Genomic DNA, 14,400 nt, shown 5'->3' with positions numbered 1-14,400 from the left:
AGGAGATATAGAAAATAAATAGGTATGTTGTTAAAATAAGGAAGAGTATATCGTTTAAGGGGGAGTATTGTCATATGAAGAAAAAAGTATTGTCAATTTGTTTAGCTGCAAGTGTGTTATTGCCGGCTACCTTTTATGGGGAAAAAAATGTACAAGCTGAAAGTACGCAGACAGTACAGCAAGCTGCACAGTCTAAAAGCGGTTGGGTAAGTGAGTATGGTGTTTGGTATTACTATGAAAATGGTGTGAAGAAGAAAGGGTGGCTAAACCACGCTGGCTCTTGGTATTACTTAGATAAAGAGTACGGTTATATGTATAAGGGCTGGTATACTGATGGAGCCAATACTTATTACTTAGATAAGAATAGTGGTGTCATGAAAACAGGTTGGTTCTTCGATAGTTATTCTTGGTATTATTTTGAGGGTAATGGATCTATGAAAAAAGGCTGGTTAAAAGATGGTGGTTCATGGTACTACATGGATCCTAATAATGGTTATATGAGAACTGGTTCAGTATATACTGGGAATTATTTGAATGAATTATATTATTTCGACAAAAAAAGTGGAGTTATGCAAACAGGTTGGGTATACGATGGGTATAACTGGATGTACATGAACTGGAATGGTAAGGCACATGGTGGCTGGTTAAAAGATGGAAGTTCATGGTACTATCTACATCCTAGCTTGTATTACATGGTAACAGGCTGGCGTTCAATAGATGGAACATTGCATTACTTTGGTCAAAATGGGGTGTGGCAGTACTCCCAATAATGGAAAAGAAACCTCGTAGTTAAGGAATGTCTCCTACTACGAGGTTTCTTTTTTTAGTTTTGCTTCTCTTTTGTTGCCCACTCTTCGACATTCCATGTTTTTGTGATCCATCCCTCATAGAAGTCAGGTTCGTGACAAACAAGGATAATCGTTCCTTTATAGGCCTTCATTGCTTTTTGCAGTTCTTCTTTTGCTGTAACATCAAGGTGATTCGTTGGCTCGTCAAATAGTAGCCAGTTACTTTCTTCAGCCATTAGTTTGCATAAACGAACCTTCGCTTGTTCTCCACCACTTAATTGATTTAATGGTCGGGAGATATGCTCATTTTTCAAACCACATTTTGCAAGCATTGCACGGATTTGATGCTGATCAAGGCTCGGGAATGCGTTCCAAACATCATCAATTGGTGTGATATTTTCTGCTTTTACTTCTTGTTCAAAATAAGCAGGTACTAAGAAATCACCAAGGCTGACTTTTCCTCCTAATGGCTTAATTTTTCCAAGAATTGTTTTTAATAATGTTGATTTTCCGACACCGTTGCAACCAACAATCGCGATTTTTTCACCACGTTCGATTGTCATTGTTAGTTTTGGTAGTAATGGTTGTGTATAACCAATTTCTACATCTTCTCCTTCAAAGACAAAGCGGCTACTTGCACGGCACTCCTTAAATGAGAATTCCGGTTTCATCGCTGTTTCAGGGCGATCAATACGTTCCATACGATCGAGTTGTTTTTGACGACTTTTTGCACGTCCTGTTGTTGAATAGCGGGCCTTGTTTCGTGCAATAAAATCTTCTTGCTTTTTAATGAACTCTTGCTGCTTTTGATAGGCATGAATGTGTTGATTCTTATTAATTTCAGCAAGCTCTAAAAACTTTTCATACGTTGCCGTATAACGCGTCATCTTAGAAAATTCTAGATGGAAAATAACATCTACACATTTGTTCATAAATTCCGTGTCATGGGAAATTAAGAGGAATGCATGTGGATATTCTTTTAAATAATTCGTTAGCCAATTAATATGTTCAACGTCTAAGTAGTTTGTTGGCTCATCAAGTAATAAAACTTCTGGTTGTTCTAGTAATAATTTTGCTAGTAATACTTTGGTACGTTGTCCACCACTTAGCGCAGAAACGTCACGGTCCAAGCCGATTGCATCAATACCAAGGCCGCGTGCAGCTTCCTCGATCTTAATATCTAATAAGTAGAATCCACCAGCTTCAAGAGCATCTTGCACTTCAGCCATTTGGTCTAAAAGTTCTTCTAATTCCTCTGGTGTTGCCGTTCCCATTTTTTCAGTAATTGTATTTAGTTCTTTTTCTTTTTCGAATAAAGGTAAGAATGCATCCGTTAAAACTTCACGAATTGTTCTACCTGGCGTTAATACGGTATGTTGGTCTAAATATCCGTAATGTGTACCTGGCGTCCATTCTACACGTCCCTCATCATGGATTAGCTGACCAGTAATAATACTCATAAATGTTGATTTTCCAACACCGTTTGCTCCAACTAATCCAACGTGTTCTCCTGCTAATAAGCGCATCGATACATCTTTGAATAATGTACGATCGCCAAAAGTATGCCCTAAATTTTCAACTGTTAATAAGCTCATATTGTCCTCCGTCCTGCCTTAAAAATAATACCTTGCCCAATAATACTAAATTCTTGCTTATAAAGCTATCCTTTCCCAATTGTATATGATTTCAAATTGGATGTGTATAAGGGCAATACTGGAATGTATAATTTCTATTCTTCCTTACAAAGGTGTAAGTTTATTGTAAGGAAATTCGATAGGTGTTTCCGCTGAATTTCTATATACTCAAACTTGTAAGACAGCTAAAGAGTATATGAATATAGTTCTATAGATGTTTTTACACATGATGTAAAAAAAGACCCCAATTATTTCGAAAAAATTGTCCCCTTTACAAAAAAGAAGGTGATTATCTTTATGGAAGATAATCACCTTCTTTTTATTATTTCATATATCCACGAACAATTCCTTTTAAACGATTAGCATGGAATTTTCGTTTATCATTAGAGATGTTTTGTATTGTACGGAATGTAGCAGCAGCTACCGCACGTAAGAAATACGGGAATCCATAATGTAAACGAATGACCCTACCAAAGCCACCTGCATAAGAAATGGCTCTGTTTAATGATTGCTCATTAATTATTTCTTCTTTTACAGGATGGTAAACGAATAAATCTTTCTTAAAGATTCCGATATACCCTTCTTTCATACCACGTAGTACAAAATCAGTTTCTTCTCCTGCTCCATAAATTGTTCCAGAACCTACACCTAAATCTTCATCAAAAGTTCCTACAGTTTGTACAAATTGTTTCGTGAAGAATAACGTAAAGGATGGGCCCATAAATCCGTATTTGTTATTTAAAGTGATATCCGTTTCTGGAGCGTGCACTAATGAGCCTGTGCCTTCAATGTTTGTTGTATTAGTAGAGATGAATTGGATATCTTTATTATTTTGAAATGTTGTTGCGATTGTTTCTAATACGTTTGCTTCATAAATGCAATCGTCATCCGGGAAAGCGATATAATCACCATCCGCTACTTTTAACCCTGTATTACGTGCACGAGACAACCCTTTAATAGGTGTATAAATATAGTTAATAGCAAATTTTTCTTTATAGTCCTCAAATAAATCAGAGATTGGTGTATCATTTTGATCCACAACAATCAATTCGAAGTTTTTATATGTTTGCTTTTCAAGTGAGTTTAATAAATCAAGAATATCATCACGTCTGCCACAAGTGGCCATGATTAAAGAGAATTTCAACAAGAACAGCTCCTTTAAAATGTTTCAGCTAAGCATTATGCTTTTTTGAATTTATTTCTTACTTTATCTAAAAACAGGTTCAGAATTTCATCTTTTGTTATAAACAAGATGATTGCATAAGCCAATATGTTTACTAAAATTGTTATTGCTGTAAACGGTATTGGGTCTTTGAAAAATATGCTTACGACATATGTTAACGGAATGAATGGTAAAGAATAGAATAGATATTTTAGTTTATCTATATCAAAGAATGTGTAATTTACTTTTAAGTTTCTTTTTACGTAAACATACTCTAAAACAATCAATACACAGTTTGAAATGGTTGTTGTTAAAATCGCTGTTGCCGGTGTAAATACGTCAAAGTAAATTAAAGCGATATTTAATACAAGGTTTATAGCTCCACATATGAATAAGAAGCGAACTAAAATATGTTCTTTCTTTTTTACATAGATAATTTGGTTTGCGAGGATGGACTCAAGACCTAATGAAACCATGTACAATGCAAAAATTGCTAATGTATCTCCTGCGTATGCAAACTCTGCTCCCCCATAAATAACAACGGCACTATGTGCAATTAAAATTAAACCAAGTGCAGATGGGAACAGTGTAATGAAATATACTTTTGAAATTTTGTTTAATAGTGTTTCGTATTCCCGTTCATTCGCATTCCCGGATAAATAAGATAATCTTGGGATTGTAACTTGAATTACGCTCATCATTAGCGTATTAATAATGGTCATCATTTGAAATGCCATCACGTAAAAGGCAACATATTTGGGACCTAAATATTCGAATAGTAAAAAACGATCTAACTGTGTGTATAAAATGTTTGCGTTTGAAAAAATAACAACAAGTAGTAACGGCTTTAAATGCGGGATAATTGTAATGTTTGAAAAATCAAATCTCACCCTGCGTTTAATATAGACGAAACTAATGAAATGATTTAAAAATGTTGAAAGTGCTAATAGCCCTGCAAATTGCATGTAATCTTCTGATGTATGTACAAGAAGAAATAGCAATACAACATAAGTTAATCGTACAAATATCGTTTTAATTGTGATAAAGTCATAATTTTCATGGGCTTCATTTAACCATTCAACATAAAACATGTTTGAAATGAAATTAAAACCGAAAATAACTAAAACTGGAAATACTGCTTCGTTACCGTAACCAATGTAACTGAATGACAAAAATGCAACTAGTGCGAGAAGACTAGTTGTTATATTAATCATATATAGGCTTGTAAATAGCTGATTTACTTTTTTAGTGTCATGCTTAATTAAGCTTACTTCACGTAATCCATATTGATAGATGCCAAATACAGCAAAAATATAGAAATAGTTAAAGATTGTATCAGCAGAGTTTACAGTCCCCATTGATTGAGCTCCTAATGCGCGGTACGCGTATGGACCAACAAGTAGGGGGAGAATAACGTTAAAGATATTCAGCGTAATTTTATACAAAATATTTTTGAAAATTGATTTTTGCATAACTGGACCCTTCTCTATAATTTAAATTGAAATATATTCTACATTTTGTAATTATACGATTGATTTCCTATTGGGAGCAAATTTTTGTGAAAAGAACGTGCAATCACATTAAAAATGATAGAGGAGAAGGAATGAAGTATAGGCCGTTCTCTTCCTTACATGTAAGAAAGAGAACGGCCTAATTGTTTTTACACATTCCAAGGTTTGTTTAATGTCAATACTTCAGCCATTTCTTTACTTTTGACGCGGTTTAGTTTCCTCTTTTCTGCTCGGTCCTTACCTGTTTCGTATAACCAATGTTCTTCTTTTGTTTCCGCGATAACACCAGGAACAGCAGACGGTTTTCCATCTTGTAAGGCAACAAAAGTAATAAAACAAGTAGCAGCAATGCGGCGATCCCCTGATAATAAGTTTTCAGCAATAACTTTTACGAAAACTTCCATAGAAGATTTGCCTGTGTAGCATACAAATGATTCATAGCAAACGGAATCTGTTTGATGAAGAGGAGTTAAAAAGTCGACAGAGTCAATAGAGGCTGTTACACAATGTTTACGGCTATGACGAGCTGCTGCAATTGAAGCGATGCTATCAATTTCTGATAATAACTTCCCACCAAATAATGTTTGATGATTATTTAAATCATTTGGAAATACTCTAGTTGTTTTTATTGCTCTTGATTCTCGCATGAATTTTTTGTTCATAATAGTTTACTCCTGTTGTTTCTATTTTTGTATAGGATTATTCCTTTGTGAAAATATAATTTGAAGATTTTTTTATAAGTACGGTGAATGGTTCATATGTAGTGTAGTTTAAAAGAAAATTTACTTATATTGCAAGAGAAAGGTAATTTATATTTTACTTTGTTAGTTATTGTTTCTTATAAAACGAGGAAAGATGTCTCAATTGGGTTCTATTCTTATTTTATCTCGCTATTTTTAGACTCTAAGGCCTTTTGTTTAAAACCTAAGGGAAATGAAGAAGTTTAGGTGGGAGTTTTCAATCAGCGGGAGGGAAGAAACCCCCACCGATTGAAATTTCAATTTGTAGAAAAGAGTCCGCTTTTTCTTATTTTTCTTGATGTAGCTGTACCATCAGGTTATCAGCTGTTGAGGCAATCTTTAACGAAGCTTCTTCAATATTTTTAATCACATGTGTTATCGTTTCAAGTTCATCTTCAATTTTTTCATTTTGTTCTTTGGAACAGTGCATATCTTCTACAATTTTTTCAAAGTATGTATCAGTTTCTTTCATGCTACTTGTACCTTCTGAAACGAATTCATTGATTTTTTCTACAGAAGAAGAGACATGTGTAATTTGTTCATTTGTTTTTTTGATGAGACCTGTAACATTAGAAATCGATTCTTTTGTTTGCTCCGATAATTTACGAACTTCACCAGCAACAACTGCAAATCCTTTTCCAGCTTCACCAGCACGTGCAGATTCAATAGCTGCATTTAGAGCAAGTAAATTTGTTTGATCAGCAATAGATTTAACAATATCAATAATTTCGTTAATTTGTTTTGAGTTTGCCAGAAGCTCGTTTGTCTCCTTAATAATCGAATCCATATTCTGCTTCATATTTTTCATTTGTTCGTGCTGGACATTCAATTGCGTTTTTCCATTGTTTGCTTTTTGTTCAGATTGAGTTGCTAATGATGTTCCTGTTTTTGCTATTCCTACAATGGTTTCTGATTGTAATAATAATTGTTGGACAGAAGCACTTGTTTCTTCGGATAAAGCTGCTAATTCTGTAGCGACATGACTCATCTTCATTTGGGAGTGTTTCTTTTCTTCCTCATGTTGAAGTCTAATCTTTTCATATTCTGCTTCATAGGCTGCAATTACAATTTCTTGTTCTAAGGAAAAGAGCTTATTTAATACTTGGATTACATGTGAAAAATCTTCAACCTGTAAGATTTTTGTTTCAATAATTTTAATGATTGAGCGAAATAGTCCTTGGTAAGCCGCTGTATACCACTTACGATGTAGACCAATCTTTACATGCATTTTTGCAATAGCGATGCGATGAGAGATAAAAGAGTCATCTATCACACCGTCAAATAGTTGCATAATATGCTTTTTTAGTGTTTGCTTCAATCGAGGGATAGAACTGTGTGTTTCAATAATTTCAAGTAAGTTTGGTTGATCTACAATACCTTCGTAAAATTGCTCTGTTATCCAATCTATTTTTTCATATATGAAGGGTTGTAACACTCTTACTACTTGTAAATTTTCTTTTGTAAAACAAGATAATTTTAACTGGGCCTCTAACTCTGAATTCTTTGTTACATTGAAAGTGACCGATTGCTGTTTACAAAGTGCATTTAAGTTAAGTTTGTTATCTTTTGTTTCCGTTGTTTTGAATAGTCCTAACAAAACGCTCTCTCCTCTTAATTTTCCGAATTTTTTTAAAAAACTTACTTCATTATAAATATTGTTAAGATAAATATCTATAAATTTCTATTTCTATATAAATTAATTATATATGAGTCATTAGGACTTTAGTAACTGTAATAAAATGAAACACCAATTAATGGGAGTTTTCCAACTTTATGGATTGTAAGCCTATAAATACGGGATAAAAACAAAAAAGAGAACTCAAATTTGAATTCTCTTGGAGTATGATATTATGAATGTCCTTTAGGTGTTTTCTCATATGTTTTGAAGAAAACAGGGAAATGAACATTGTATATAACCGTAACGACACGTATTGTAAAGGTTACGAAAAGACAAATGTAAAATGCTAGTACTTGCGCCCCCATTTCATATGTAATGAGGAAGCTAATTGCTCCTAGAATAGAAGCAACTGCATATACTTCTTTTCGGAATACATAAGGAATATCTTGTGTGCAAATGTCGCGTAAAATGCCACCGCCAATTCCTGTAATTACGCCCATAGAAACAACTAAGAACGAAGCTTCCATATGATGATCCATCGCAGCGTTTGCTCCAATAGCCGTAAAGACGCCTAGGCCAATTGCATCTGAAAGCATAATGACAGTTTGAAGCTTGTTAATACGTTCAAAAAACATACAAGTAAATAGAGCGGTTAATACGCTAATAAAGAAATAAATGGGTTGTATAAATGCAACAGGAGGTAAGTGACCAATTAAAATGTCACGAATAATACCGCCGCCAAGAGCTGTGGTAACAGCTAAACAAAGAACACCAAACAAATCTAGCTCCTTTTTTAAACCAACTAATGTGCCAGAAATAGCAGCTGCAATAATACCAAGAAACGTAAACACTTCAATTAAAAACATAGCCCCTAATCCCTTCCTCTGAAAGATATTCCAGAGAAAAAATATACACTAAAGTTATCAAAATAACAATTATTGTTTTGTTACATGCAGAAAAAACAAAACAATAAGAAAAGAAAGCGTTTGAAGGTACGTTATTTAAAGGTTACAGTAAGCGGTTTGATCCCGCATTAATAGCTCGTAAAAGCCCGATTGTTAGTTGAACTTTATTACTTTTCTTTTTATATAAATGAAAAGGTTAAAAATAGAAAGTAGTTTATTGATAAATTATGTTATAATAAGTGTTTGAGACGACTGAGATTCTATATTAGTATGACATAAATTAGGATAATGTAATGACACTTATGGGGGTTTGAGATGTTAGGGAACAATAGTTTAAGTAATAAATTTGAAAATTTTATTCTCATTTTTATTTTACTACAGCCAATTATAGACTTGCTAACGTCACTTAGCATTCAAGTATTAAAAATTAATACAACAATTGGCGTCGTATTCCGTTTATTTGTTATGGCACTTGCTGGAGTATACATTTTACTTCAGGCGAGGGAAAAAGAAAATCGAAAATATGTTATCTATTTACTGATAGTTGCAGTGGTATTATCTATCGGTTTTATAAATAACTTCTTCATTAAATCGCCAATTTTATTAGGAGAAGAATTAAAGTTTTTAGCGAAATCTGTTTATCCTTTAGTCATGCTAACTTGTTATATCTTTGTATTTAAGTCTGTAAAGGCAAAACAAGATATATATTCGAAAACAAAGAATTATATTATGTATGCGGCATTAGTGATTAATATTGTAATGGTTGTTTCAATTGCAACGAACACAGATTTTAAAAGCTATGAATGGGTTAAGCTTGGTTCTCGCGGTTGGTTTTATGCTGGAAATGAATTAGGAGCTATTTTAGCGATTGCTTTCCCGATTGTAATTTTATTCTCGATTCAAAAAACAACAAGTATTAAAAAGTTGTATTTTTGGATTCCAACTTTACTAACAATTTTCTCTCTATTTGCTATCGGTACAAAGGTAGGGTATGCGGCTATTGTTGGAGCTCTTGCTGTTGCAGTATTTATGTGTTTTGTACAAGCATTTATGCAAAGAAAAGATCCTAAAAAGAAGCTATACCTATTAAATGGTTTAATTGCGACAGTTGTTTTTGCTGGTGTTTTAGCATATACGCCATTTTCTCCAGCCTTTAAGAATATTGGATTCCATTTCCAAATTATTGATTATGAAGAAGATGTAAAAGAAGCGAAAGAGAAAGAAGAAGGTAAAGTAAAAGAAGAGCCTAAAACTGAAGAAGAAATTCAGCATCAAAAAGAAGTAAAGAAAGAAGAAGAAAAGCAAGCACTCATTTTCAGTGGACGTCAGTTATTCCAGCAAATGTACAAAGAATACTATGCTGAGGCTCCGATGTCTCAAAAGCTAATGGGTATGGGTTATTCAGGGAACTTCGAAGAATATCCAAAGTTAATTGAAAGGGACTTCCATGATTGGTTCTATGCTTTTGGAATCATCGGTTTTGCACTTATGTTAGTTCCATTCTTGTACTTTGGTATCCGAATCCTATGGGCGTTAATAACGAGATTTAAAGAGATATTTACAGTAAAGTATGCATTATTAGGATCTGCCTTAGGACTAGCGCTAGGGATGGCATTTATGTCAGGACACGTACTAACTGCTCCTGGTGTAAGCATTTATTTTGCTGTAATTTTAGCATATTTAATTGTTGATTTAGAAATTGAATGATAGAAAAATAAAAGCTAGCGTCACGTTAGCTTTTATTTTTTGTTATAGTAAAGAGAAGAGAACATGATGATGGAGGAAGAAATAGATGAAAGTGTTGCATATGAATGCTGGAGCAGAAGAAGGCGGCGGGAAAACGCATATTATTGCACTTTTGTCGCAGTTTCCGAAAGACGAAGTAGAATTAGCAGTATTTGAAGAAGGTGCAATTGCTAAAGAAGCAAGAGAACTCGGAATTAAAGTACATGTTTTTTCGCAATCATCTCGTTACGATATATCTATTCTTTCAAAAATACGCAAATTTATTAATGAAGAGCGTTTTGATATTGTACACACACATGGCGCAAGAGCCAATTTTTATATGTCCCTTGTAAGAGGCAAGATAAATGCTAAGTGGGTAACGACCGTTCATAGTGATCCAACGCTTGATTTTATGAAGCGTGGTTTAAAAGGTTGGATTTTCACAAAGTTAAATTTGCGTTCTTTTAAGAAAATAGATTTATTCTTTGCGATTACTGAACGCTTTAAGAACAATACAGTATCACTTGGAGTTCCGGAAGAAAAAATATGTACAGTTTATAATGGGATTGAATATGACAATGCACCAGCAAAACCGTATGATAAAAAAGAAGAATTTGATATAGAAGATGGTACATTCACAGCTATTCAAGTTGCACGTTTGCATCCTGTAAAGGGACATGAAATTTTATTTGAGGCGCTTGAGCGTATCAACATTCCAAATATAAAAGTATTATTAGCTGGTGATGGTCCAATCAAAGAGGAATTAAAAGAAATTGTGAAGCAAAAATCTTTAGAGGATAAAGTACTATTTTTAGGCCATCGTACAGATATAAAAGAATTATATGCATCTGCACATATTAATTTGTTAACATCGTATAGCGAGAGCTTCCCACTGGTATTATTAGAAGCTGCAAATCAGCGTGTACCTGCTATTGCGACTGATGTTGGTGATATGGAGAAATTAATAGTAGATGAGACATATGGATGGATTACTCCAAGTGGTGATGCGAGTGCTTTAGCAAGTGCATTACAGGAAGCGTATGAAAAATGGAATTGCGGACAGCTAGCGGAGATGGGTGAACGTCTATACGAGCATGCTTCTACTAATTTCTCGTTGCGAAATTTATACGAAGATACGCATCACGCGTATGAAAGGTTATTGTTAAGTACAGAAAGATAAGAAATAAATTGAAACTTTTGGGGTATCCCCTGCCGATTTTTATCCCGTTAATACGGGATGAAAATTATGTCATTTTGGACAAGAAGATATTTGAAATAGAGAGGGTTGTACAGATGGGATTACAAACAGTTGATATTTTAGGTGTTCCTTTTTCAACGATGACGATGGATGAAACGGTTCAATATTTAGTAAATGAGTTAGAAAAGGAACAAGCCCATACATTTCAAGTCGTAACAGCGAACCCAGAAATTGTAATGTGTGCCAAAAAAGATTCAAGCTTCCATAAAACTTTATTAGAAGCAAATTTAATTACGCCAGATGGTATTGGGGTTGTAAAGGCTAGTGCAATGCTAGGGGCACCACTTAAGGAGCGTGTAGCTGGTTTTGACTTAATGAACGAGCTATTTGCAGCCTTATCAAAACAAGGTAAAAAAGCATCTGTCTTTTTATTAGGAGCAAAGCCGCATGTTGTGGAAAGAGCTGCTAATACACTAACAGAAAAATATTCGGCGGTATCTATCGTTGGAACGCAAGATGGTTACTTTAAACAAGAGCAAGAAGAAGAGATTGTAGCACGTATTCAAGAGGCAAAGCCAGATCTTCTACTTGTTGCACTTGGATTCCCAAGGCAAGAGAACTTTATTCAAAATAACAAAAACCGTTTAAATACAAAACTAGCTGTTGGTGTTGGTGGAAGCTTAGATGTTTGGGCTGGAGAAGTAAAACGTGCTCCAAAATGGATCCAAGCCGTTCATTTAGAGTGGTTTTATCGTTTGTGCAGTAACCCAACACGCTGGCGTCGTCAACTTGTTTTGGCTGAGTTTTTAAAAGAAGTAGTACGTACAAAAAAATAGTTTTTACGTAAAAAGCGCCTGCGTATGAGGCGTTTTTTTTGTGGGAAAAGTAATGCTTGTAGAAACGATGTAAATACGTAATAAAGTATTTTACTTATATAATATACATGTGTAAAATAAAGTGTAAAGACACCTGTGTAAGGAGGGAATCTAGTGGAGAAAAATATAGGGATTTCCAACCGTAAGCTTTTAGGAATTGCTGGTCTGGGCTGGCTATTCGATGCGATGGACGTTGGAATCCTTTCATTTATTATGGCGGCACTGCAAAAAGATTGGGGTTTAACTGCTGAGCAAGTTGGATGGATTGGAAGTGTTAATTCAATTGGAATGGCAGTTGGTGCGCTTGTATTTGGAATATTAGCAGATAAAATTGGCCGTAAATCTGTATTCATTATTACGCTCTTATTATTTTCTGTTGGTAGTGGTTTAACGGCCTTTACAACAACATTAGCGATGTTTCTTCTGCTGAGATTTTTTATTGGAATGGGACTTGGGGGAGAGTTACCAGTTGCTTCAACACTTGTATCAGAAAGTGTTGCGCCTCATGAACGCGGTAAAATCGTTGTATTATTAGAGAGCTTTTGGGCTGGAGGTTGGCTCATCGCAGCGCTTATTTCTTACTTCGTTATCCCGACATATGGTTGGCAAATGGCAATGATCTTAAGTGCATTACCGGCTTTTTATGCATTATACTTACGATGGAATTTACCGGATTCACCTCAATTTGAAAAAGTAAAGCAACGACCATCTGTATTAGAGAATATGAAATCTGTTTGGTCAGGAGAATACAGAAAAGCAACGATTATGCTGTGGATTTTATGGTTCTGTGTTGTCTTTTCATACTATGGGATGTTTCTTTGGTTACCGAGTGTCATGGTGCTAAAAGGATTTAGTTTGATTAAAAGTTTTCAGTATGTATTAATTATGACATTAGCCCAGCTGCCAGGTTACTTCACAGCAGCTTGGTTTATTGAGCGTCTTGGTCGTAAATTTGTACTTATAACATATTTACTTGGCACAGCAGGTAGTGCTTACTTGTTTGGAGTGGCTGATTCATTGGCTGTATTACTAACAGCAGGTATGTTATTGTCCTTCTTTAACTTAGGAGCGTGGGGAGCCCTTTATGCATATACACCGGAACAGTATCCAACGGTAATTCGTGGAACAGGTGCAGGAATGGCAGCATCCTTTGGCCGCATTGGTGGTATTTTAGGGCCGCTATTAGTAGGTTATTTAGTTACAACAAACGCACCCGTTTCTGTAATCTTTACGATTTTTTGTGTCGCTATTGTTGTTGGTGCATTAGCAGTACTTATACTTGGTCAAGAAACAAAACAGCGTGAGTTAGTATAAAAGAGAAGCGAGTAGCTTCTCTTTTTTTATGTAGTAAAAAAATGTTATATTTTATATGAATATACTATTAAGAAAAGGGATTGTTTACCAAGAGGGCGAATGTATACAACAAAGAATATGGAGAATTAGGTGGTTGGGGAGTAATGAAAATTTTACTTGTAACAGAGTCAGAAGAAAATAGGAAACAATTACGAGAACTGTTTACAGAAAATATTCGAAATATAGAATGTTTTGAAGCGAAAACAGGAATGGAATCATTACAGATGGCAAAAAGGTATGTTCCTGATTTTATTTTTTTAGATGTCCATTTAGCAGATGGAACAGGCTTTGAAATTTCAGGTTTATTACATGATATATCTTCGCATACAAAGTTTGTCTTTATAGGTGCAAATGTAGAAGAGGCAGTTGCATCGTTTCGTTTTCATGCTTTTTATTATTTATTACAGCCGTTTGAACAAGAAGATTTGCAATTTTTACTGCATACAATTGAACAAGAAAAAGAGAAGAACGAGAAGAGTCGTTTAAGAAAACTTCCAATTGAAATGCATGATGGAATTTCTTATATCTTTCCAAAAGACATTGTGTATGTGAGCAAAAATAAAGAAAATAAAACAGTTTCAATTTATACAACGAATAACCAATACATTTCAACATATACGCTTCAGGAATTAGAGGGGAAATTAGCGGTATATGATTTTTTACGCGTGCATAAAAGCTATCTCATTAATGTGACTTATGTACAAGATTTAAAACCATATTGTAATGGAACATATAATTTATATTTAACAAAATATGATGAACAACCAATACCAGTTAGCCGTAACTATGTAAAGAGGCTCCGAAATAAAATTGAGTTATAAAATGAAATTACCATAAGGATCTTCTTATGGTAATTTCATTTTATGGATGAATTTGAACATGTTGGAAATG

12 protein-coding genes and 1 pseudogene are annotated in these 14,400 nt (G+C 34.4%); 6 read left to right on the top strand and 7 right to left on the bottom strand.

Translation table 11 applies throughout. From position 1 onward, the window contains the following. Window positions 1–74: 74 nt before the first annotated feature. Window positions 75–770, top strand: coding sequence for a PspC-like choline-binding domain-containing protein (locus BAMA_RS01825; protein WP_034635549.1), 696 nt, complete (start codon window positions 75–77; stop codon window positions 768–770). A gap of 53 nt (window positions 771–823) precedes the next feature. On the opposite strand, the gene BAMA_RS01820 is transcribed toward BAMA_RS01825, so the two are convergent. From BAMA_RS01820 to BAMA_RS01795, 7 genes and pseudogenes are all read right to left on the bottom strand, one after another. Then, window positions 824–2,383 carry an ABC-F family ATP-binding cassette domain-containing protein gene (locus tag BAMA_RS01820; RefSeq protein WP_034635548.1) on the bottom strand — a complete coding sequence of 520 codons (1,560 nt, stop codon included), beginning with the start codon at window positions 2,381–2,383 and terminating at the stop codon, window positions 824–826. Window positions 2,384–2,744: 361 nt separating this feature from the next. Then, window positions 2,745–3,566: a glycosyltransferase family 2 protein gene (locus BAMA_RS01815; RefSeq protein ID WP_034635546.1), complete on the bottom strand. Its 822-nt coding sequence runs from the start codon at window positions 3,564–3,566 to the stop codon at window positions 2,745–2,747. 35 nt (window positions 3,567–3,601) lie between these two features. Next, on the bottom strand, window positions 3,602–5,056 hold the full coding sequence (locus tag BAMA_RS01810; protein WP_034635544.1) for an oligosaccharide flippase family protein: 1,455 nt from the start codon (window positions 5,054–5,056) through the stop codon (window positions 3,602–3,604). Window positions 5,057–5,244: 188 nt separating this feature from the next. Then, window positions 5,245–5,757: an acyl-CoA thioesterase gene (locus BAMA_RS01805; RefSeq protein ID WP_034635541.1), complete on the bottom strand. Its 513-nt coding sequence runs from the start codon at window positions 5,755–5,757 to the stop codon at window positions 5,245–5,247. 364 nt (window positions 5,758–6,121) lie between these two features. Then, a complete protein-coding gene (locus tag BAMA_RS25595; protein WP_415782861.1) occupies window positions 6,122–6,823 on the bottom strand; it encodes a methyl-accepting chemotaxis protein in 702 nt (233 codons plus the stop codon). 60 nt (window positions 6,824–6,883) lie between these two features. Continuing rightward, window positions 6,884–7,432 (bottom strand): annotated as a pseudogene (locus tag BAMA_RS25590) (protoglobin domain-containing protein); the annotation flags it as partial. Between the two features lie 251 nt (window positions 7,433–7,683). Beyond that, on the bottom strand, window positions 7,684–8,319 hold the full coding sequence (locus BAMA_RS01795; protein WP_034635539.1) for a trimeric intracellular cation channel family protein: 636 nt from the start codon (window positions 8,317–8,319) through the stop codon (window positions 7,684–7,686). Between the two features lie 354 nt (window positions 8,320–8,673). On the opposite strand from BAMA_RS01795, the gene BAMA_RS01790 reads away from it, so the two are divergent. The 5 genes from BAMA_RS01790 (at window position 8,674) to BAMA_RS01770 (ending at window position 14,330) form a co-directional block, all read left to right on the top strand. Continuing rightward, window positions 8,674–10,065, top strand: a complete 1,392-nt coding sequence (locus tag BAMA_RS01790) for an O-antigen ligase family protein (protein ID WP_034635538.1) — start codon at window positions 8,674–8,676, stop codon at window positions 10,063–10,065. Between the two features lie 85 nt (window positions 10,066–10,150). Beyond that, window positions 10,151–11,263: a glycosyltransferase gene (locus BAMA_RS01785; RefSeq protein ID WP_034635536.1), complete on the top strand. Its 1,113-nt coding sequence runs from the start codon at window positions 10,151–10,153 to the stop codon at window positions 11,261–11,263. A 113-nt stretch (window positions 11,264–11,376) separates the two neighbouring features. Next, the gene (locus tag BAMA_RS01780; RefSeq protein ID WP_034635535.1) at window positions 11,377–12,117 is read left to right on the top strand and encodes a WecB/TagA/CpsF family glycosyltransferase; all 741 of its coding nucleotides are present in this window, start codon (window positions 11,377–11,379) and stop codon (window positions 12,115–12,117) included. A gap of 153 nt (window positions 12,118–12,270) precedes the next feature. Continuing rightward, complete coding sequence (locus BAMA_RS01775; protein WP_034635534.1) at window positions 12,271–13,470, top strand: MFS transporter; 1,200 nt, start codon at window positions 12,271–12,273, stop codon at window positions 13,468–13,470. Between the two features lie 143 nt (window positions 13,471–13,613). Then, on the top strand, window positions 13,614–14,330 hold the full coding sequence (locus tag BAMA_RS01770; RefSeq protein WP_034635533.1) for a LytR/AlgR family response regulator transcription factor: 717 nt from the start codon (window positions 13,614–13,616) through the stop codon (window positions 14,328–14,330). Window positions 14,331–14,400 lie beyond the last annotated feature (70 nt).

It is taken from the genome of Bacillus manliponensis (assembly GCF_000712595.1).
Taxonomy (GTDB): domain Bacteria; phylum Bacillota; class Bacilli; order Bacillales; family Bacillaceae_G; genus Bacillus_A; species Bacillus_A manliponensis.
The sequence above is the reverse complement of the archived record's forward strand: the minus strand, read 5'-3'. Positions and strand labels throughout refer to the sequence as shown.